The sequence below is a fragment of the Providencia sp. PROV119 genome (assembly GCF_028482435.1).
In the GTDB taxonomy this organism is placed as follows: domain Bacteria; phylum Pseudomonadota; class Gammaproteobacteria; order Enterobacterales; family Enterobacteriaceae; genus Providencia; species Providencia stuartii.
Window position 1 is genome coordinate 464,912 of the sequence record NZ_JAMPQL010000002.1, and the last position, 21,875, is coordinate 486,786.

The 21,875-nt window shown below is 34.9% G+C and carries 14 protein-coding genes, 3 pseudogenes and 1 CRISPR repeat array; of the genes and pseudogenes, 7 read left to right on the forward strand and 10 right to left on the reverse strand.

Going from position 1 to position 21,875, the window contains the following annotated elements:
- Positions 1-4: 4 nt before the first annotated feature.
- From PSF11_RS04520 to PSF11_RS04535, 4 genes are all read right to left on the reverse strand, one after another.
- A complete protein-coding gene (locus PSF11_RS04520) occupies positions 5-760 on the reverse strand; it encodes an energy transducer TonB (protein WP_053110717.1) in 756 nt (251 codons plus the stop codon).
- 48 nt (positions 761-808) lie between these two features.
- Positions 809-3,808, reverse strand: a complete 3,000-nt coding sequence (locus PSF11_RS04525; RefSeq protein WP_072502199.1) for a TonB-dependent receptor domain-containing protein — start codon at positions 3,806-3,808, stop codon at positions 809-811.
- Positions 3,809-3,825: 17 nt separating this feature from the next.
- Positions 3,826-5,286 (reverse strand): porin family protein, encoded by a 1,461-nt coding sequence (locus PSF11_RS04530; protein ID WP_072502198.1) that lies wholly within the window; start codon positions 5,284-5,286, stop codon positions 3,826-3,828.
- 67 nt (positions 5,287-5,353) lie between these two features.
- Positions 5,354-6,103: a Slam-dependent surface lipoprotein gene (locus PSF11_RS04535; RefSeq protein ID WP_036943816.1), complete on the reverse strand. Its 750-nt coding sequence runs from the start codon at positions 6,101-6,103 to the stop codon at positions 5,354-5,356.
- A 1,359-nt stretch (positions 6,104-7,462) separates the two neighbouring features.
- Here PSF11_RS04535 and copM point away from each other — a divergent pair.
- On the forward strand, positions 7,463-7,828 hold the full coding sequence (gene copM / locus PSF11_RS04540) for a CopM family metallochaperone (RefSeq protein ID WP_004918913.1): 366 nt from the start codon (positions 7,463-7,465) through the stop codon (positions 7,826-7,828).
- A 125-nt stretch (positions 7,829-7,953) separates the two neighbouring features.
- Here copM and PSF11_RS04545 read toward each other — a convergent pair whose 3' ends face one another.
- The gene (locus PSF11_RS04545) at positions 7,954-8,427 is read right to left on the reverse strand and encodes an anti-virulence regulator CigR family protein (protein WP_036943812.1); all 474 of its coding nucleotides are present in this window, start codon (positions 8,425-8,427) and stop codon (positions 7,954-7,956) included.
- A gap of 901 nt (positions 8,428-9,328) precedes the next feature.
- Complete coding sequence (locus PSF11_RS04550; RefSeq protein WP_004918910.1) at positions 9,329-9,625, reverse strand: putative quinol monooxygenase; 297 nt, start codon at positions 9,623-9,625, stop codon at positions 9,329-9,331.
- 151 nt (positions 9,626-9,776) lie between these two features.
- On the opposite strand from PSF11_RS04550, the pseudogene PSF11_RS04555 reads away from it, so the two are divergent.
- The 4 genes and pseudogenes from PSF11_RS04555 to PSF11_RS04570 all read left to right on the forward strand — a co-directional run.
- Positions 9,777-10,355: pseudogene (locus PSF11_RS04555) on the forward strand (sulfatase-like hydrolase/transferase); the annotation flags it as partial.
- Between the two features lie 336 nt (positions 10,356-10,691).
- Positions 10,692-10,856, forward strand: a complete 165-nt coding sequence (locus PSF11_RS04560) for a hypothetical protein (RefSeq protein WP_004918906.1) — start codon at positions 10,692-10,694, stop codon at positions 10,854-10,856.
- A gap of 303 nt (positions 10,857-11,159) precedes the next feature.
- Positions 11,160-11,792, forward strand: a complete 633-nt coding sequence (locus PSF11_RS04565; protein ID WP_072502196.1) for a lytic polysaccharide monooxygenase — start codon at positions 11,160-11,162, stop codon at positions 11,790-11,792.
- 388 nt (positions 11,793-12,180) lie between these two features.
- Positions 12,181-12,408 (forward strand): HEAT repeat domain-containing protein, encoded by a 228-nt coding sequence (locus tag PSF11_RS04570; RefSeq protein WP_004918896.1) that lies wholly within the window; start codon positions 12,181-12,183, stop codon positions 12,406-12,408.
- 575 nt (positions 12,409-12,983) lie between these two features.
- Here the strand turns inward: PSF11_RS04570 and PSF11_RS04575 are convergent.
- Entirely contained in the window at positions 12,984-13,763 is a 780-nt protein-coding gene (locus tag PSF11_RS04575; protein WP_053110723.1) for an elongation factor Tu, read from the reverse strand.
- Positions 13,764-14,157: 394 nt separating this feature from the next.
- Between PSF11_RS04575 and PSF11_RS04580 the strand changes: the two genes are divergently transcribed.
- Positions 14,158-14,652, forward strand: coding sequence for a hypothetical protein (locus tag PSF11_RS04580; RefSeq protein WP_072502195.1), 495 nt, complete (start codon positions 14,158-14,160; stop codon positions 14,650-14,652).
- Between the two features lie 160 nt (positions 14,653-14,812).
- A CRISPR array of direct repeats spans positions 14,813-15,321; the repeat unit is 28 nt; unit sequence TTTCTAAGCTGCCTATGCGGCAGTACAC.
- 244 nt (positions 15,322-15,565) lie between these two features.
- On the opposite strand, the gene PSF11_RS04585 is transcribed toward PSF11_RS04580, so the two are convergent.
- Positions 15,566-16,216, reverse strand: a complete 651-nt coding sequence (locus PSF11_RS04585) for a DUF4431 domain-containing protein (protein WP_014658149.1) — start codon at positions 16,214-16,216, stop codon at positions 15,566-15,568.
- A gap of 730 nt (positions 16,217-16,946) precedes the next feature.
- Here PSF11_RS04585 and PSF11_RS04590 point away from each other — a divergent pair.
- Positions 16,947-17,939: pseudogene (locus tag PSF11_RS04590) on the forward strand (chitinase); the annotation flags it as partial.
- 1,081 nt (positions 17,940-19,020) lie between these two features.
- On the opposite strand, the gene PSF11_RS04595 reads toward PSF11_RS04590, so the two are convergent.
- Both PSF11_RS04595 and PSF11_RS04600 read right to left on the reverse strand, forming a co-directional pair.
- A complete protein-coding gene (locus tag PSF11_RS04595; RefSeq protein WP_072502991.1) occupies positions 19,021-20,532 on the reverse strand; it encodes a phosphoethanolamine transferase in 1,512 nt (503 codons plus the stop codon).
- A gap of 726 nt (positions 20,533-21,258) precedes the next feature.
- Positions 21,259-21,666: pseudogene (locus PSF11_RS04600) on the reverse strand (type II toxin-antitoxin system death-on-curing family toxin); the annotation flags it as partial.
- Between the last annotated feature and the right edge of the window lie 209 nt (positions 21,667-21,875).

A 21,875-nucleotide genomic window follows, 5' to 3' on the forward strand; every position in this document is an offset into this window, starting at 1 on the left:
ATCGCTATTTAAATTCAATTTTAAAGGTGACTATGTGAGCAAAGCCGGAAGGTGGCTTCCCTACTGACTGGCTTTTTTCAACAGCAGCGAGCGCAGCGTTATCCAATAGTTCACTACCTGAACTACTCACAATACGCGCTGACATTATTTCTCCCGTCTCCGTTAACCTAAATTGGACTTGAGCAACACCTTGTTTCTTCATACTTTTGGCGCGCCGAGGATAGCGTTTATGCCTTTCAACTTCTTGGCGTAATTTTTCCCTGTATGCATTGATTTGCTGAGTATCTGCTAGGTTTGACATCCCATTTTTAGGTTGCCCCACCTTCCCCATCGAAGGGGAAGATGCCGCCGTTTCCCCTTGTTGTGACTGCTGTGGTGTTATTGCCGACTTGGTTATTTTATTGGTAGATACTTTTTGCTGTTCAACCTCTTTTTTCTCGCTTAAACGCTTATTTGGCTCTTTGACCTTTTTTTTAGGTCGCTCAATTTTCTTCTCTTTTTTTGGTAGCACTACCTGTGCCGTCTCCACGACAACAGGCGGAACAATCTCCGCTTCAGGCTCAACCATGGGTGTCATATCTGAGTCTGTTGGCGCAGTTTCTTCAATAGCGTGTGTTAACGCAATCGACATCACTGGCGCATCCATTACCGCTTGATGCTGTTGATTTTTTTCTTCTTGAGCCAGATGAATAAAGCCCATAATAATGACAGCGTGCAGCAAAACAGACAGAGTAACAGTTAAAAAACGCGTCTTTTTCATGAGAATCTTAAGATGCCCTTCTTAGTACCACAAGAAGGGCATTTTGCTTTAAAAATGGCTTGTAAAATTCAATCGTAACGTTCTACCCGGAGCAGGCATCATGGTTCGAGTGAGTGGATCCACATAATATTCATCAAGAATATTTGTCGCTAACAATTCCATTTTGACGTTGTCTGAAATGCCATAACTGACGTAAGCATCGGCAACAAATACAGGCTCCCAGCGCATTGGGCTATTATTTAAAGGTGCGTAGTTGGCCGGATATTTATCCATCATTTTCTTTTCGTCATTATTTTCAGCACGGCTGTGATAACGCATGCGGCTACCAATTTCTAAACGCTCATCCAAAAAACGCATCCCTAAATTGGCATTAATACTGTATTTAGGTTGTAATTGTGTGCGTAAGAACCCACCAGGAAAGCCCGCATCAACACATTCAGACATATTAAACTTGTTAGTTGGATCTAAAGCAGCAATGGAGGCACTATCACACACCTCATTTTGCAAACGGTAATCAAGCCCAATATCCCCAAAATAATTACCATTGTCATAACGAGCTTGTAGCTCAATACCTGATGTTTTGTGCTTATCTACTTGTGTAAACTTGAGATAGATATCCCGTTCAAACGCGTTTTCAATGACCGTGTGATAATAATTAATACGCACGTCAGCGAAACGTTCCGCACCCAGTAGACTTTGTAAATTACGCACATAGCCCACTTCCACTGTTTTACCGCGTTCAGGCTCAAACTTCTCGGTGAGTGACGCATAACCCCTTGAGCCAGAAAAACCTACCGTATCCTCAAAGATACTAGGCATACGTACCGTTTCCGTATAGCTCGCGTAAACTCGGTCATTATCAGTTAAATAGGCAGAAGCGGAAAAGGAAGGCGCCCAAGCATGTGCTTTCTTTTTCCCCTGATGGCGGAATCGTTCTTCTTCGGATAAATAGCGAATATCTTCCTGTTCATCGCTAGAGCGAGATTGATTGGGAATATATTGATTAACCACTTTTCCTGTAAATGGATCGACAGTCTGTGCTTTTGTATCAATCGTACCATTATAAAAAGGGTTGGTTTCTCGGGTCAGTTTATTTTTTCCATCGGGTCGCCATTTAGCCTTATTTTTTTCATCTATGCGGAACTCCCCTTGCCCATTTGCAGATCTGAATCCCGCATAATCGAGAGAATGTTTTTGTAAATTTAGCGCTTCCTCAACAAACCTTTCTAAATAATAAGGCGAATCCATGACGTCATCTAATTTTTGCCCTTCAGCATTGGTAAAACGAGTCAATGTGTCATATTCATTTTGTGTAATTGTGCGTGAAATATCATAGTTTTTGGAGAGTAGTTGATGAGGTCTCGCAAAGTTAACATCTTTCGCATCGCGTCGTTTATCTAATAAATGATCTTTCGACCAATAACTCGTTCGTTGAGCACCAGCCGTCACATTCAACCAATCTGTTGGCCGCCATTCAAAATTAAATGCGAATGTATTCTCTTGCCTTTCCCCTTCTCTCGGTACAGCTCGGAAAATCGTCGATGTAGAACTCCCTGAATATTCAAAAATATCATCCTCTGTATCAACCGTTTCTTTGCTAAAACTCCCCATTAAAGTTAAATCAAGGCTATTTGTTAATGCCATTTGGTTAGATAAATTTAAGCCTTGTCGTTTGTTCGTTGAATTCAAGGATGCACCCGGTACTAACGTACCATCAATATTAGGGTTGCGAGGCATCCACCCATATTCAAACCCCATATCACGCTCTTTAGGCTCTCGAGGAAAACCGCCTGAAGTATTCGTATCACTCGTTGTTTTGGTCATCCAGTAACCAAGTTTCATATTTACGTATGGATTATCTTCAGGATTTAAATAATAGTCGGCATGAAAAGCTTGAATATTAAATTTCGCGAGTGTCCATTGCGGCACTTTTCCATCTAACTCCATGAAACTGATCCTTGATGGCATGATTTCCCCATAGTGGTTCGTCGTATGGGTATATCCTAATGACACCTTTTGTGAGTCAGATAAAAATAGATTCGTTTTCACTAAATAACTCTCCATTTCACTGGAGGTATTAGTTACCTCTTTACCTGGTGCAAACACGTTCGCAGCAAAAGGCAAATAGGGGTCAACCGGTTTAGATGGGTTCTTCGGGTCATAACTAAACACATCATCTTTATAGCGATTAGCTCCACGTTTACCTGCAAAGTAGTTTCCTTGGTCTCGATAACTATAAGCCGCCATGATATCGAAACGTGATTGCCGAGTTCCCACCGCGACCCTAACTGCATTATCTTTAAAATTAAAAAAGTTTGCGTCTCCACGAGATTTAGGCGTAACTAGCAGCCCTGGATCATTAAACAGCATTCTTGCTTTGTTGCCATTTTTTATATTATCCATAATCGCAGGGTCATCTCGATAGTCATGCCCATAATCTAAATTAGGTACTCTTGGTTTTGTTGAATTACTGCTGGTTTCCAATTTTAAATCAAAACCAAACGTTTCATCTGGAGCAACGACATCATCAATATTAAGTGTCTTTATCGCAATGCCCCCACCAACCGATGTTTTCACATTAGGGTTTAAGGATGCACTTTTTTGAATCGTTATACTGCTGATCATATTTGGGTCAACATAATTACGATTATTGGCTCCGTTATATCCTCGCCACACTGTTTGGGCTTGCTCTGTGCCATCGACAGTGACTGGTACTCGCCCTTGACCTTGTATCCCCCGAATATTGGGATCTAATGCACCACTATTACGTGCATCTCCACTATACACCCCTACCGCACTATTGAGCACATCTGCTGGGTTAGTTCCTTTATAACGTTCAACAAGATCTTTTCCGAGGTAAATATTGGATTCATTTTTATCATACTGATCGTCATAACCTTTTTGATCGCGTTCCTTAATTGTTTCTGCGTTATCTTTAACAATAATAGTACCGAGGTCTTCTTGTTCTTTTGCTAACACTAAACCGGAAATTAAGGTAAGCGAAATCCCTGTCACAATATTCATTGTGATGATTTTTTTTATTTTCATTGTTAACACCTAAAATATTAAAAGCGTTTTTCTAATCTAATTTCAATTTCACTTTGTTGATATGAATACAGTGCATCAATATTACTTTTATTGACTCTATACCTATAAGAAATGGATGGTGTCATTGTGGCAATACTGTATTTAGGTAAACTTAACTTAGCCAAATACAGTTGTTCATCATCCATTCGATTTTGACTTCCCAACGCATATTGCGGAGCATTAAATCGAGTTTGCTTATAACTGGCGATCCCCAATAGATGATAATACTGGCTAACGTCTTTAAATATTCCTCCTCTTATGCCATATTGTTTATAACTGTCACTATCATAAACCTTATTCACATACCCACTATCTACACCACCAAATATCACCGCATCTGAGCTAAGAGCATAAATCCCTGTGATATAAGCCTGACTCTTATTACCATCTTGGCTTTGATAAGGTGAACGATAGTTTATTTTTTGGTGATCAATCACTGTACTCAGCGAAAACTGGGGTAAAAAACGATACTCCGCTTCCATTCCCACTCCAACACCATAATAGTGTCGCCGCTCTCCTACCCATTTAAATTCACTAATTGGGCCAATAGCGAATGATTTTTTTGCATCCTGATATTGATAATAAACCCGTATGTGGCTGGTATTTTCATTATACTCGGCAGCACCATCATACTTATTGCCATAGGTATATGCTTTAAACAGTAAACTGTGATGCTGGTAAAGTGAAAAGGTACGTTTAATATCACCATCATAGATAAATTTGGTGCCTTTATCCGCCAATCCAGCACCATAACAAAACTGCTGCACTGCATTTCTGTAGCAACGCTGTCTTTTATCCCCCGGTACTTGATTAATATTAGAGTTGTAACCGTAACCTACCGAAAAACTTCCTGACCAACTATTTCGTTTACTTAATTCCGTAATAAATTGTGAAATTGTAGCTAATACACTTTGTGGTAACTGCTGCTGATACTTTTCCAATACCCGTTTAAACTGTGAAGATGCCTCATTATTTTGTTGATCTTCAAAATAAGTTCGAGCTAATTCAAGCTCGACACGCAAAAAATCAGGTTTTAGCGCTAAAATAGTTTGGTAGTGAAAAATAGCCTGAGCATAATCATGATTTGCACGTGCCATTTGTGCTTTAGCAAACTCAACAAGTAAAACGTCATATCCACTTAATTGTTGGTAATATGATAATAGACGTTCTACGTCATCGTATTGCCCACGATTTAAGGCAATATAAATAGCCATTCCCATCTCATTAAGCGTATTACTAACCTGATATTCTTTACCATCGAAATTAATTTTGATGTCATCTTTAATAAACGGTTTATTATTTTCAATAACGGGAGATTTTCGACTAAATTCCGCTTTATCTTTTAATAAAAAGCGATAATTATCAATATCATTCATCTCTCCGATGGCGACACTACTATAAAGTAACAACCATAGGATACCCGCTCGAAATAACCCCATAAATATCAACCAATGTTCTATTAAAGTAATCGTAATAGGTGGAAATCCTTTCCACCCGCAATATAAGTTATTGCACTTTTGAACCGCCAAACGAAGTGTCTTTTGTATGGTCACTATCAAAGGTGGTTATACCCGCGACAACATCCGCATTTTTGCCAAAAAACTGCCCTGAGCTTTTACCCTGAATTGAACCATTTGCTATTGCACTACCAGAAAATTGCCCTTTGTCTTGAATGTTACCATTCATAGTAATATTAAGAGATTGACCATTTAGAGCGCCTGTATATTTTTTCGAACCAAAATCAGCATTAAATACACCGCTTAATTTACCTGGACCATCAAATTGATTGATACCAGCAATGGTATATTCCGCCTGCCCCGCGGTTGGTACCGACTCTGTGGCTTCTTTACCTGAGAAGAAAGCAGTATGAGTTTGGTCACCTACACTCCCCGTTTTAGACCAGTCGCCAAAATAGACTTCTGCATTAGCAACTTGTGTAAAATGAAACTCCCCCATCGCCCCTCCATGGCCACCACTTGATGCAGGTAATACATTGACACCTTGCTCATTCTCTGGTGCTAATGATTTAAAACCAGAAAAACCAATTCTTGTACCGTTAGCGATGGTTTTCAAACCGACACCAGGATCACCAATAACCCCACTATGGGTGCCTTGTGCAAACTGTGTTTTTCCAACATTCACCTCAACTCCATTGGAATCATACGCTTGGCTCTGTCCTGAAACCGTCTCTCCACTAGTACTAAACGCGACACTCGATAAAACAATTGTTAATGCTGTTAATGATAGGTTTTTCATAATATTCCTTGCCATATAAATGATAAATGCATATTAAATATAACTATCTACTCACAACAGATTCATTAAAATAAATGATCGATTCGGAGTATATATCAACCTCAACCAATTGCAAATAGTTATTATTATCATTACCATTTGTAGGTATTTTACTTCTTTTTACGCTATAACCATGGCAAAATCGAATAAAAAAATAACAAATATCATTAAAAAACAGACGATTAAACAATTATCCTAACTTAGGATAAATTTAGGCCTATAGAATGGAAAAATAGCAAAATTAAGACTATTATATTGCCTATATAAATTTCAATTACCTTTCATATGATAACCACAATGAAAACATAAGAATTTATTATGTGATCTGCATCATAAAGCCTCATACATTGATTCTTTCCCTCACTCCATTCCCTTTTTTTAAGCACAATGACTACATAAAAATTCAACAAATAAACATACAACATTGCAGATGCGCTCCCCTATCAGTAACTGTTATTTGCAATAACTTTCAATATTATTTTTGATGGCATAGCAACACTTTGAACATCAGTAAATAACAGTAAAAATAATGAGTTGATTATCACTCAAATAAGGATTCAAATTTACAGAATAAAATATCTATGTTAATTTTCATTTTTATAAAAATTTTCCTGCCTGCTATTTATTGTGAAGACCATTATTTAATAATATAAATAATTTTAAAAACGTAATAAATATAACAGCTTCACTCCATTAGCTATAAAAAGGATTTTTAATATTTATAGAATTAACCCAACCTAATTATTCTTAATCCCCCCCGTATTAAGAGATTATTTCTGCATAGCCATTAATAACCCCTGAATCATCACCACACCTGTTTAAATCAGAGTATATAACAACCTAGAATAGACTCTCAAATAGAAATCATTATCATTAACATTGATAATTTATTTTATGAAATTTAAATAAAAAGATATACTTTAACAATAAAGCCTAAAAAAACTTCAACCTTAAAATCAATCAATTACCACATAAACCCCATATTTAAAAATAATTAAAGAGTATATTTACATGGCGAACAATACATAAAACCAATAATACCACGCATCTAATTATCCATTCGATTTATATAAACCGGTAAAAAACAGATAAGCGCTTATTCGAAATTTTTGATATAGATCACTATTATAAAGAATCGTTATTTCATTTTATCATACCACTATTTTTAGACTCACTGCGTCTCTCTCAATTAAATGAGTTAAGTATAAAAATCAATTTATATGTAAAATAAGTTAAATCTGTTATTACCCCATTGACCTTAACCTTAGGGGAAGCTTTATCGTCAACCTAACTTAATCCCCTTTTAATAAGGTATTTATCATGAAAAAAATGCTTCCTATCGCTGCAATTTTAACCATTAGCATCGCCTCCTTTAGTTCTTTTGCTAATTCAAATCATTCTATGCATGCTCAAGCTCCTGCCAGCAACGAAATGCAAAAAGAGTTAAACCAATCTATGGATAAAATGCATGCAGATATGGCCAAAGGTATGAATGAAGAGAATGCAGATATTGCATTTGCGCAAGGTATGATCGCTCATCACCTAGGGGCAATTGATATGGCAAAAATTGAATTAAAATATGGCACCGACCCTGAAATGAGAAAGCTTGCAGAAGAGATTATTAACGCCCAAGGTCCAGAAATAGAGCAAATGCAAAAATGGTTAGAAAAGAATAAAACGAAATAATAATCCCTTTGATTGCATAGCCCTCAAAAAATTGAGGGCTAATGGGATAACGTTTATCAAATGAACGGTCTTTTTCAATTTAACAGGTATATATTACTTAATGGCTTCAATACACATTACTAAGATCAGTCAAATACATTATTAATAATCGAAGTGACTACCGCTGTACTTAATGCAATAAGTACTAAGTCATTACCAACAATACTCCATTCATAGCCTGGATAATGAGGTAATTGTACAAGCATAGAAGGTGGAACAACCTTTTTAGCTATCCCTGGCGGCAATGGTTTCCCCCTAGCTAAGTTTTTGGCAATACCGGGTGGTAACGCGTGATAGCCTGTAATACCACTGTCTAAAGCGAGTGCTCTTGCTTCATTGTAAGTTAATGATACTGATATTGAATTACTCTTATTTAAGGATAAATGATCTGCTTTTTCTTTTCCGTTACCATTATGACCTTTGTTAGGCTTATTTTTTTGATGCTCTTTTCCTTGCCCATGACCATGACCGCCATTGGGATCTGCATAGGAAGATAAAGAGACCATTGAGAAGCTTGCAGTTAATAGCAATAGGTTGCACATTCGAAAAAGCTTATTCATATAAATACCTCCACCGAGCTGGTATTTTCAAAATACACATCAACACCCCTCCTCACCATAGGTAATATTCCTATAATAATCTCCCTGTACAAAATATCATAAGCCTTATTCTGACTTCGCATCAAGGCTAACAGTCTTTTATTCTGCATGATAAGTGAAAATCACTAAATCTTATTGAGGGTGTGCTAGAAAGGATAAGGTAGAAATTTTAAGTTATATTAAAACGTATTTTTAAGCTGCCTATACGGCAGTGAACTATGACGCAAGAAGATGCTGCTGCGTGGATCATTTTCTAAGCTGCCTATACGGCAGTGAACGTCATCAAGCACCAGTAAATCAACCTCACACATTTCTAAGCTGCCTATACGGCAGTGAACAAAAATGAATGCTGTAATTTCAAATATTCGTCATTTCTAAGCTGCCTATACGGCAGTGAACTATAAATTATCAGTAAAAAAACTTTATGCAACAGTAAATTATAACAATTTCCCCTTAAATACCTTCTTTTTTATCAGGTAACATAACCTATTGTTTTAAAAGGATATAAAAACTTTAAAAATTTAAAGGGTAAAAAACAAGGAAAATCACTTGCTGATTAGACGAAAAAATTAACCCAACCTTTTATACATTAAATACTATTAAAATAAATATTTCACACACACCTAACAGATAGTTTGATGGCCCTATAAAATCATTAGTTAAGCTGAAAGTCGCTTTTTACCTTTTAGAGAAAATAAAATCCCGGTTAACCAAATAAGTAAAGTTAAACATACCTATTGACCAATTATCCCCTAGTCCTTTCTGCATCACCATTAAAAATAAAATAACCATCAGCTATACACTAATGGCATTAAAATAGAGTTACCCAAATGATTTTTATCGAAAAGAAATTCTATAGTGTTTATATTTTAGCTAGAGCGTCATCCATAAATATAAAAGAAGGCTCTTTTCGCTGATATTGATTAATCATGGGAACAAGGCGTTGAAAATGTTCGCTCTTACAATGTGCATCTAAGGCTGCTTGATCAGGCCACTCTTCGATAAAAATAAAATGCCCCCTATCTTTTTGGTCAACATATAAATCATAAGCAATACAGAGAGGCTCACGCTTAGTCGCTTCAACTAATTCACGGTAAAGTGGGAGTACGATATTTATAGCCTCAAGCTGGATAAAATCTTCTGCAATTACTTTTAACATATTATTACCCCTAAGTTACGTCAAAAATGACACCATAATCATAACTCAGTACATAATAAATCTATACTGGTGTATCTACTTCCCTTATTAGCAACATCATGGTTAATTTTGCAAATGTGCGACTGCTCACACTAAAAGTAAATATAGAAACAGCTTTGTATACCCACTAACAGAAGATGGCCCTATTATTCCCAAGTTTATTGAGTCCATCGACAATCCTGCAAAGAAAAAACTGATTGTTGTTCATTTAATTGGTAGCCACTCTCCATTTTGTAAAAGGATCTCAAATAAGTATGATGAATTTTATAAAAGCAAAGATTTATCTTGCTATGTTCAAAGTATAAAAAATACTGATTTACAGTTATCTCTATTACATGACATATTATCAAAGTCTAAAAACTCATGGTCTATGTTATATTTTTCAGATCATGGGCTTTCTTTTATTGATAATCAACAAGATCTAATCCATGGTGATAAACATCGTCAAAATTTTGAAACGCCTCTTTTTATTACTTCTTCAGATTCAAATACGAGAGAGATAATATCAGCGCAAAGGAGTGGACTGAATTTATTTCATTTATTAGCTGAATGGTTAGGCATCCATGAAAAAAACATACAATCTTCCTGTAAAATGATATCTAATAATGAGTGTAAAGATCAAAATATAGCTATTGATTTTGACCAAAAAATCATTTATTTCAATGAATTATTAGATGACAGTATTAAATAATGATTGAATGGCGAACCTTTTAGTAGGTTCGCCTAATTTATTGTTAATTATTTGAATCATTTAAATACCTTTATCTCTCCATACTAACACATCACGTTATACACAATATCAGTTACACCATAATCAATAAAATATTTTAATGATTACGCCATAACAACCTTAACCTATAAATTACCCATATAGTAAAATATCACCTCTTATTTTTAGGAACATTAAATCAATCACTTAAATAAAAAATGATTTAAGAGACACCTATCACATTAAGTAATGGAATATGAACTTCTCCTACATAATTAAAATAAAGTAGTCATGATTATCAAATAGAAGGAAATAATCATGAAAAAACTATTGTTTATTATTTCAATTCTTTGTTCATCGGCTTACGCGACTAACACTGTTACTTGGTGCTCACCTGAACCAAATCCTGTTACAGGCAAACCAGATTGCATAACTTATACACCAGGAATGGGAGGGATTGATTCAGGCGGCGAAGGCCCCTAATGCTGATTGAATAATGCTATTGGTTCTAACCCTCTTTTCCTTTGGAGGGTTAGGATAATACCACTCTACCCTATTTCAACTTCTCATACCCTTAAATCTCATTAAATAATACTTAGATTTAACTAATTAGATGATTAATCAGCAAAGATGACGCAAAATTTAATAAATAAAGAACTAAATTATTCAATTTTGCTGCAAGTCAGTATGATAAAAATATTATTACTGAAACGATGAATGAGTTCTCTGACACATCATTCAATAATCGATCAGTAAATATTCTTTATCTTTATGTCCGAGGTGATTATGAAAAATCTAATCATACCATTAATATATCCAAGTATATTAGGCACTGTATTAACGTTATTTTCATTCTACGCGAGCGCCCATGGCTATATAAGGATGCCAGAAAGTCGCGCTTATCTATGTAGCTTTAACGACTATCTTAAGGAGCCAAAAACACCATTAAACAATGATTGTGGATTAGGGCCTGAATATGAACCTCAGAGCATTGAAACTCAAAAAGGCTTTCCAGAATCTGGGCCTCCTGATGGATTAATAGCTAGCGGAGGTGGTATAGAACGTTTCAGTCCTCTTGATGTGCAAACACCTACCCGTTGGCATAAAATTGATATGAAAACGGGTCTCAATACCTTCACTTGGTATCTAACTATGGCTCATGCAACCGATAATTGGCGGTTTTTTATTACAAAAAATGGCTGGGACCAATCAGCACCATTAACTCGTTCAGCTTTTGAGTTAACGCCATTTTGTCAAAGAAATGATCATGGAGCAATGCCATTGATCGAAGTGGATATCAACTTTATATGTGATGTGCCCGCTGATCATGAAGGTTACCATGTTATTCTTGCAACATGGGATGTTGATAATACCCAAAATGCTTTTTATCAAGTTATCGATGTGAATTTAAGTAATTAACATTCAATTTGTTGAGAATAATACATGAATGACGTTTATAGATGAGAGCCCATATTTTGGGCTCTTATTAGCACTCTATACTCAAATAGTGAAAATACCTCTTAGCTCAGTTAATTTAACTAGCTATTAAGTTTTCCTATCATGTATTTTACTAATAGGATGTATAAAAAACCTACTTCGCCCTGATTTTAACATTAGATGGTGATTATACCGATGCCTATCCGTAGTAAATTTAGTTGCTATTGTTTATAAAATGCAAATTTCTCATATACTTTTTATTAAAGTTGTCATCTAGGAACAATGCAATAAGGAGAAATAACAATATGATGTCTATTTTGGCTGATTATAATCAGATTTTTCTTAACATATCCTAGCTAGGTATGAATAAATGAATCATTCACGACAAAAAATCATATTAAATACACTAATCCAGCTCACACAAGGAACTAATAATGAAGTTAAACTCACTGCGATATCCATCCTTGGTGATTACAAATACGCAATCCAAAATGAAGAAACCTTAAACCGATTAATAGAGCTTTGCTTTGATCCTAATAAAGAGGTCGCAATTACCGCGCTTAAATCACTCGGAAAATTGTCAATTCATTTTCAATAGTTATATTTTTTGTAACTATCTAATTTTAATGTAATTCTGAAAATATCATGTTTGCTAATTTTTATCAGCGATCATTTATCTAAAGCATCAATAACTTTTTCAATTGCCGCAAACCAAATGAAATGATGCCCCATTGCTAATACCTTCGGATAGTTTCTAGCTGAGGCACCTGAGATTGATATGCACTCTATATAAAACAGAATAAACATACTGTTCTGTAAAGGATTTAAATAGGGTTTAAAGCTTCTTCGCTAAAAGAATTTTTCCGTTAAATTGTATAAGTGGTGTTTATTTCAATCAATATACTCTATTTAGCATTAATATATTGATAAATTTAAATAGTTAAATTGATAATGATACCGTTATATTTATCATAAAATTCAATAGATGATGTGATACAGATAACGCTCTAAATATTTCATAACATACAGCCTGACAAATTGAATACAATTATATATTCAGGAGTTTAGTACGTATTCGTTAATAGCTCCATTCATCATTCAAACATCTGTCTATAAACAGGTATTTAAAACAAAATGAGATAGTGGATACCTTAAAACTATCATGATATTTCATTATTTCTCATTCTCTAATACAGTAATAAAAGCCATAGCTAACGTGTTATTTAATGTACCTAAGCATCGTGCGTGTAAAGGGATCAATGTTGGCTTTTCTAACTCCAATACTATGTGAGAATAATTCCCACCTCTCTTTATGGGATCTTGGCTTCGAACAGTCGCATTACCAATGACATCCTGACAAGCAAATGCCAATACCGTTCCATCAGTGATGATAGTATTATCGCTTGCTTCTTCCTTTGTAAACACATAGGCATAACTATGTATTTCAGTCATTAACGTGTTAGGCTCTGGACTAAATTTAGCCATAATATTTTTTTGTAACTGAAATTTTTCTGGAAAATCTCTTTCCCAATCATAATAAGCCCCTGTTATTTGGATTTCATACAGATCCAATAATTCGTTAACTTCCTTAACAACAAGTGTCATTAGCTTCTTAAAGTCATCATCATTAAGCATCTCTTTTGGTAAATGCTTACCATGATAATAAACTTGGACAGAATTATGACCTGATTGCCTTGCTATTAAGATGGATTCTCTAAGATTTTGAGTTGGCCCATCCGCCATGTTAATAACCAAAATAATACTGTCTTGATTAAATGCTTGTTTAACCTGCTGAATGAGTGAGTCATTCTTTCCATGAGTTACAAATGTTGCCCCTTCTAGCTCCTTAACTAAGGTATGCCTATAATCATCGCCAAGGATCATCACTGAGTTTTCAGCTGAGAATGCAAAAGATGAAAACAGCAACCCCAGTAATAAATATATTGCCTTCATTGACACTCATTTCCTCTTACTCTAATACATTAATGGTAATCTTTTCATACTAGTGTATTTTAATCAAAGATTATCTCACTTGACTAAGCAATAAATACAATGAGTCGTACCCAATATCATGGGTTAAGCGCCTCAAAAATTAGCCATCCCCAGTGTGGAAAAAATAATGACCATTTACTAAAGAGATTAATTGATAAGATATCCATGAGCAAGTTTGATTTGTAAGCCTATAAGCCCGTGTTTACGTCAATTCAGTGTGTTTTTATTTAACATACTGTTATATTTATCACTCTAGGTAATTTTAAGATATTTATGATGTTTTTATCTAACATTATGTATTATTAATATTGGCGATAATCTTATTCTAAATCCAGAATTATGAGGTCAATATTAAATGTCTAAGTTTCAATGTAGCTGCGGTCATATAATTAGGGATAATACAGATTATCTTAGTTATAAGGCTTATTACATCTCTGATCAAGGCTTCTATGATTTTCTTGATGAACTAGAAGGGGAGTCTAGAGATAATTTTGCTTCTGTAGCATACAAGTATGTAAGAGATATCTATCAATGTACTAAATGCAATAATATTTTTATCTTTAGAGGTGATTTTTTTCATGAATTTCAAGCAACACAGCCTGATAGCCACTCTCTGTTGATATCTAACATGCGTGATAAATGGCCTGGATTTTTAAGAGGATACTTCATAAAAGGAAAAGGTGAGATTTATTGGGAAACAAATCAACAAAGTGATTACCTCACAGGCCTTACCCGTGAACAGGTAGAGTCGACGTATTATCATAAGTTAAATGAGTTTCAATCATTGGGAATACTAAGAGATGCCTTTTTGCATGTTGATGGTGTAATGCTTCACGAATATAATCGATAAACCTTGCTGTTTTAGGTTATGTCAAATATATGGTTCCCGCATAATTTGTTTTACTTTCACTATTTGTTTTGGTTTTACAATTTTCTCTGGTGTTGCCAGCGATAGCGGGAGTTGCATCCGGAGTACACCAGAAAATCATCCATGAGTGCGATATCGCCAATTTCTAAGCTGCCTATACGGCAGTACACGACCATCACACACAGAGGGCATGTCTTGGGATTTTCTAAGCTGCCTATGCGGCAGTACACGATACCCCGTATTTTCAGCAACCTGTTTTTTATTTCTAAGCTGCCTATGCGGCAGTACACGGAAAATCGTCAGGTGTACCGCTATCAAACAATTTTCTAAGCTGCCTATGCGGCAGTACACATTCGTAAGCTTTCTATCCTGTATATCAATGATTTCTAAGCTGCCTATGCGGCAGTACACATCGCTCATTAAAGTACGATCTCAAATGTGCTTTTCTAAGCTGCCTATGCGGCAGTACACATTCTTGCTGTGTGTATATTTACTCAGTAACATTTCTAAGCTGCCTATGCGGCAGTACACACTGGTTAGCGGGTGATGATTATCAAGCTACCTTTCTAAGCTGCCTATGCGGCAGTACACTGAGAGAAGAACGCAGCTCCCAAAGATAAAGTTTTCTAAGCTGCCTATGCGGCAGTACACTATAAATTATCAGGAAAAAATCTTAGCGCAACAATAAATTACAACGATTTTATGCAAAATACCTTCATTTCTACGACATAATATAACTTATTATTTTTAAAGGGAAATTTTTTGAGCAAAAAATAAAGGGTAAAAAAAGATAAAAATATCGTACCTTCAGTCACTCATCACAAACGAATAGCAGGTTGCCCTATTTCATTTTTCTACGATACTTTATGTTTTCAGTTTTATGTCATACTGCCAATTACTTAACCAAAACATAATGTTCAACACTGCAAAGAACCGGAGTTTTGTGATGAATATTGGTTGCATGGTATAGGTCACAAGTGATATCTACCTTTTTACCTTGGATCTCTTTTAGCTGATTAAATTGATCTGAATTTCTTGGTGCTAAATGCAAAGCACCTATCCCCCATTCAGTGGGCTCTCCCTCACTATCTTCCGGTTCTTTTGATGAGACAGAAATTATATTATCTGTTCTTAATGTTAAGAACCCATCTGGTTTTTCTAATCTAATAACGCCTCTTAACTTCACTGGCGAATTATAATAATAATTAAATTCAGATATATCTTGCTCATCTACTGGTTGGCTAGCAGCAATATTTCTATAAATAATCGTTGAGCGATGATACCAATCTAGCAAGCACGACTTTGTATCGCAATTTTTAACCCGCAACTCCCAATTCTTTTTAACTAACCTCTTAAATTCATCGCTGTTTCCAGTTACTAACTTTGCTTGCAGATAATCAACATATAATTCATCATCTGCTTTAGATAGCTCAGGAGTATTGCATATTAGTTTTTCCACATTACTCTGAGCCTTAGCACAATCAAAACTTGCAGCGTATGTGATTGAAGGGAACACAAATATTAAAAATAGAAATAATCTAATCATTTAAATTCTCTATCGCATTTTCATCGGTAGAATGATTCTAGCATTTTAACTAAAAGCGAAATACTCTATTTTTCTATTACGACTCACCACTCCAATCTCTAATTTTAGAATTTTGTTGTAATATCTTTGGCATCCTCCATAAAATAGACAATAAAGACCAAAGCAGATAATATTCCACTTATAAACAATCATTATCATTTATAAAATAAACACTAGCTATTCCGCTGCAACCAATAATACTAGCAGAATTACCTATTTTATTTTCTTGCACGGCTCACTTGATACGTCGTTTCTAGCCTCTTGCGAACCCCTGCTAATTTGTCAACATTATCAGATTATGGTTCATCTATCCATTTCACAAAGCTAATCGTCACTCGCTTCATAAGTGAAAACCGCGGCATGATACTGACAATAAATATTGTCAATATAAATTGGAATAATAGCTATAAATAATATGTAACAATTACTGTCATAATTTATTTACTCTTTAGTGAGTCATTTGAAGATAGCCATTGCTATAAATACGCCTCCACTAATCTGAAAAATTATATATCTAAGAGCAAAACATTCTTTTTTGAAAGCATCCTACATTTTCCAGTCAGCTTGAATTTAATTTATTATTGGCAGGAAAAGGTTTCACCTTACCCTCGTTAAAAAAACGCATTATATCTTTACGCCCACCAATATTGGCGCGTGTGGAATTAATCTTACCTAAAATAACGAGGTTACTATGAGCTCAGATAACATTATCAATACACAAGTCGTAGATGACGCAGCCGCCATGCCGGATATCTCTAATAAAAAAATTATGATGGGTTTTTGGCACAATTGGGCCGCGGGTGCCAGTGATGGCTATCAGCAGGGGCAATGTGCCAATATGAATCTGACAGACATTCCTGAAGAATATAACGTGGTGGCCGTGGCCTTTATGAAAGGCGAAGGTATTCCAACCTTCAAGCCATACAATCTGTCGGATGCCGAGTTCCGCCGTCAAGTCGGAGTATTAAACAACCAAGGTCGCGCAGTACTCATTTCCCTAGGTGGTGCCGATGCGCATATCCAATTGAAAACTGGCGACGAAGACAAGCTAACTAATGAAATTATCCGTTTGGTGGAAACCTACGGCTTTGATGGCTTAGATATCGATTTAGAGCAAACAGCCATTAGTTCAGCTAATAATAAAACAGTTTTACCTGCCGCATTGAAAAAAGTAAAAGAACATTACGCCGCCGAAGGGAAAAACTTTATTATCAGTATGGCGCCAGAATTCCCATATTTGCGCATCAACGGTGCTTATCTAGATTATATCAATGCCCTAGAAGGATATTATGATTTTATTGCTCCGCAATATTATAATCAGGGTGGCGATGGTATTTGGGTTGATGAAACCACGAGCGGTAAAGGTGCTTGGCTCTCCCAAAATAGTGACGCAATGAAAGAAGACTTTTTGTATTACCTGACTGAAAGTCTAGTTACTGGTACCCGCGGTTATACAAAAATTCCACCCTCTAAATTTGTTATCGGTTTGCCTGCCAACAATGATGCTGCTGGCTCTGGTTATGTGATTGATAAACAAGCTGTCTATAATGCTTTTGCGCGTCTTGATGCCAAAAACTTGTCGATTAAAGGCCTAATGACTTGGTCGGTGAATTGGGATAATGGCAAGAGCAAGACTGGTGTGGCCTATAACTGGGAATTTAAAACTCGTTATGCCGCACTGCTCTAAAGGAAGCTACCTTGCAGCCGCTGTCACTACAATGTCATTGGCACTGACGGCCTTACTAGCTGGCAGATATAAATGGCCATTTGTGTACGTGAAATGACAATATAAAGAGCCAATTTAAATAGGGTTAGTTATGTTTAAATATTTGGATAAGTATCTAACTTATGTATCTATATTAGGAATTATCATCCCATTTTTATTAATATTTTTCCTGAAGAATCCAAAATCCGTAAGCTTTTTTAGACATTCAATCCTTTTATTGCTAACCCTGATATTGGTACTTTCTGCAATATTCTTTATTCATTTACCGTGTATAGGATCCTTAGTGTTTCTTTAGCAAAGCGCATATACATAAGCCTCACTTCGGTGAGGCTTTATTTTGATGTTTTTGGTTAGTTGAGGGATCACTCATAATGTTAATCTATATATCTATTATGCTAGTATTTTATTTATATAGTAATTTTCTTAAATGCTTACCCTGCAATATTTTCTTCGGTATTTCTCCACTTTTTTCAACAGAAGTTTTTGTTGAATGTAGTTAGCTGAGTTTATTTCCACACAAGGATAGTGCCACCTAGCTCCATATATTACCGCCCATGATTATAATATTATAGCAAATTGCCGAAACCTACTGTGTTTCACTAGTTTTCAGAGGTATTACCTAATATTAGATATCTTAGTCAATGATTCAACCACACAAAAGTAACATTGTTTTTTCAACATACAATAAAACAAACTCTTTAGACTTAGGTTTATATTTCATTTTTGTATCACTTTTATTTAGTTAAGTTATTACCTTCCACACCATGCTTAACTAGAAATTCCCTATATATTACTAATGCTTTTTTAATTTATGTCAGTACGTATTCTTTATCGAACTTTCGGCCCTAATGTGCTGAATAAACTGGCTAATTAATAAAATTCATTTATACTGCTGCCACAGCAAGTAAATTGTAAAGCAGCAGTAATTTCGTAAGTACCTTTACTTTCTATTAAAAAAGATACATCTCATATGTCACTCTGTGCTCTCAGATTGATTTTCAGAAGAATGACAACTATCTCGATACTAAAAGTTTCTGTGCTACTTTGAATAATCATCGGGCAAATCATCAAATATACGATTGTTTTTATTAAAATCGATTATAGTATTTTGATTAGGGCAGTCATTTTTAGATAACATGTCACAATTTTTTTCAATATTACTCTCATTGATTCCTGTCCACTGAGAAAATAAAGACATAAAGCTTAAGCCACTACGACGATTATTTATAATTTCTTTTTTATTAGAGTCGTATGAAGTAATAAAAAAAGGTACTTCATAGTTTTGCTGATATTTATCATTATGTACCAACTCATTTCTATCATAGGTCAAAGATAGTGCATGATCAGAAAAATACATCATTGACCACTTAGATTTTGTTTTACTTAAATCATGATAAATTTCTGATAAAAGCTTATCTGTATTTTTTATGCTTTGAACATAACAAGAAAGTTTTTTATTATGATAAAAATAATCATACAGCCCCTCTGTTCTAGTACAAAATGGTGTATGACTTCCCATAAGATGCACAACAATAAGCTTTTTATGGTCTGATGATTCTAAAGCTAATTTAAATTCTGGTAATAACGCAGTATCTGGAGATATTATCTTATCATCAGAGCCTCCTCTTTTAATAAAAAAGCTATTATTAGCTCTTCGACCAATAGCAGCAACTGAACCATCGTACTCACCAACAAAACCTTGATTAGATAACCAATAAGTATTAAAACCTGCCTTATTAGCTAGTGTTATGATATTGTTACCTATATTTGGATATAAAGATAAACTATGTGTCAAAGATGGTTGCGTAGAACTAGCTGCAGATATGTAGTTAGTAAAGAGAATACCATTGCTTGAGCTCATGAATGGTGTATTATTTATCTTAAAACCATATGCATGCATAAAATCTTTTCGAACACTTTCACCAATGATGATAACATAAATATCATATTGGTTAGTTACCTTTGTAATTTCAAAAGTATCTTCACTTGTATATAATTCAATTTCATCAATTAATGAATAAATTGAATAAGCTAACTCTGTGAAGAACCGTGTCTCTGGTGTACCTGAATTAGCTGCTCTTTCATATTTACCACTTAAGGCATTTTTTAACGGAGTAAAGATAAAGACCAATATCACCATGCTAAATATTATTTTATTGTGATAGTTTACAGCATTTACTTTTATAGAGCTAACTAAAGCCCCAAAAATTAGAATAAACGTCGAGTAAATGTAATATTTACTATCAATATTTGATATAAACTCTCGTGATTCTTGTATATCCGTATAGTAAAAAGATGCAACTGTATTATATGTTGGAGAGCCATAAATTAAACCCACTGGTAAATAAAGAGCAGCTAATATGGTGAAAAATAAAACAAAAAAACGGTATGACCTATTCTTTACATAAAGCAAACCAATACTTATAAATAATACATAAAGCGGCTTAAATGGATACCCCATGACCTTATGTAATAAAGAAAAAAGAAGAAAATTTGAAATAAACTTGAGAATTAACTTGCTTTTAATTACATTTTTTATTTTCTGATTCATAACTAAATTTTTATAAAATCCACTCTTAATTTTTGCCGCGTAGGCTAACATAAACAAAGTAAATGAAACATAACGATATTTACAGTTAACAACATAATCAGAATAATTAACTATTTTTTTTAGTTATGTCACCATTCAAAAACCTTCACTATGTACATTCACTAATTTCAATTTAAAATCGAACTCTGACAAAAAGAGTTCGTTATTGTTAGCATTCAAGATTATCATTATAATGCACTTGTTATTGAACCTATTCACCTGTCTTTGCTGTTCCCGTATGGCTAGTTAATATAAATCCTATTAAAACTTAAATAAGATTTATATTTTTATATTTGAACGCAATCAACATACGGGAAAGATTTTTGATATAATCGCATATATTTTAGTGACATACCTCTTGTTAACATTATTCTTTATATCTTTTCAATACTGGATACCTTCCCTTTTTAATCAGTATCACTTATTTGCTATTCAAATAAACACTTCTGTCTTACATAATTCTGCGACCTTAAAATCATGTGCTATCTGAATAACCAATAATTTTGTTAGCGAAATGAGCAGGTTGGTCGATGATGGTATTATCTATAGCTGAGGTGATAACACCTTCGACTTTTTTATGCCTAGGAAAATCGCCACAGTGAACTAGTCTATCTTTATCTTGATGATTGAGATGGCTGCTATCTCCGTTTACTCACACAATTGTCTTAAGTCAAAAGGCCTAAATCAGAAACTTAACCAACCATCTAACTCAATAAGCGAATATTCTTTGGTCGCCATTCCATTAGCCATCTCTATGACCTCATTCTTTGGGGTAGTTAACTCATAACCGTTAAGCAGTAGGTAAACACAACTCGCCATCATAGCGGTTCGTTTATTCGCATTAGCAACTGGGTGGTTTCTTATCCAGCTTTTAATTAAAGATGAAACAAGAACAAACATATCATCTGTTTGCTGGTAATAGTTCACATGACTTGAACTTGATTGGGATAAACTAAGATCATTGAAGTTCAATACTTCTACTTCTATTGGCTCATTAAGAGTTTGCAGCACTATCAATACGCTGTTGATACTTTTTAAGTCATCAACTGGCAGATAAGTAATTCCTGCAACAAATTTCCCTGTGATATTCAGCACTCACTTTACCTTAGCTAATTTTCCATGGTTTTTTCGTGGCAAGCAAAACCAAGGTCAAATGCATTTTTAATTTACTCATCCTGAGTGTGATTTTTGCTCGTGGCTGGCCTTGGTATTGCGATTTTACTTTTATTACGAGCAGGTATATTTACTTTTGCAGTGCGTGCCCCACATCAACATCATTGTAAGCCTACGAGCTATACACCATA

Coding starts and splice junctions, on each gene's coding strand:
- PSF11_RS04560 (WP_004918906.1), top strand. CDS start 10,692: ATGAAAAAACTATTGTTTATTATTTCAATTCTTTGTTCATCGGCTTAC.
- PSF11_RS04530 (WP_072502198.1), bottom strand. CDS start 5,286: ATGGGGTTATTTCGAGCGGGTATCCTATGGTTGTTACTTTATAGTAGT.
- PSF11_RS04565 (WP_072502196.1), top strand. CDS start 11,160: ATGAAAAATCTAATCATACCATTAATATATCCAAGTATATTAGGCACT.
- PSF11_RS04525 (WP_072502199.1), bottom strand. CDS start 3,808: ATGAAAATAAAAAAAATCATCACAATGAATATTGTGACAGGGATTTCG.
- PSF11_RS04585 (WP_014658149.1), bottom strand. CDS start 16,216: ATGATTAGATTATTTCTATTTTTAATATTTGTGTTCCCTTCAATCACA.
- copM (WP_004918913.1), top strand. CDS start 7,463: ATGAAAAAAATGCTTCCTATCGCTGCAATTTTAACCATTAGCATCGCC.
- PSF11_RS04595 (WP_072502991.1), bottom strand. CDS start 20,532: ATGAATCAGAAAATAAAAAATGTAATTAAAAGCAAGTTAATTCTCAAG.
- PSF11_RS04570 (WP_004918896.1), top strand. CDS start 12,181: ATGAATCATTCACGACAAAAAATCATATTAAATACACTAATCCAGCTC.
- PSF11_RS04550 (WP_004918910.1), bottom strand. CDS start 9,625: ATGTTAAAAGTAATTGCAGAAGATTTTATCCAGCTTGAGGCTATAAAT.
- PSF11_RS04535 (WP_036943816.1), bottom strand. CDS start 6,103: ATGAAAAACCTATCATTAACAGCATTAACAATTGTTTTATCGAGTGTC.
- PSF11_RS04545 (WP_036943812.1), bottom strand. CDS start 8,427: ATGAATAAGCTTTTTCGAATGTGCAACCTATTGCTATTAACTGCAAGC.
- PSF11_RS04520 (WP_053110717.1), bottom strand. CDS start 760: ATGAAAAAGACGCGTTTTTTAACTGTTACTCTGTCTGTTTTGCTGCAC.
- PSF11_RS04580 (WP_072502195.1), top strand. CDS start 14,158: ATGTCTAAGTTTCAATGTAGCTGCGGTCATATAATTAGGGATAATACA.
- PSF11_RS04575 (WP_053110723.1), bottom strand. CDS start 13,763: ATGAAGGCAATATATTTATTACTGGGGTTGCTGTTTTCATCTTTTGCA.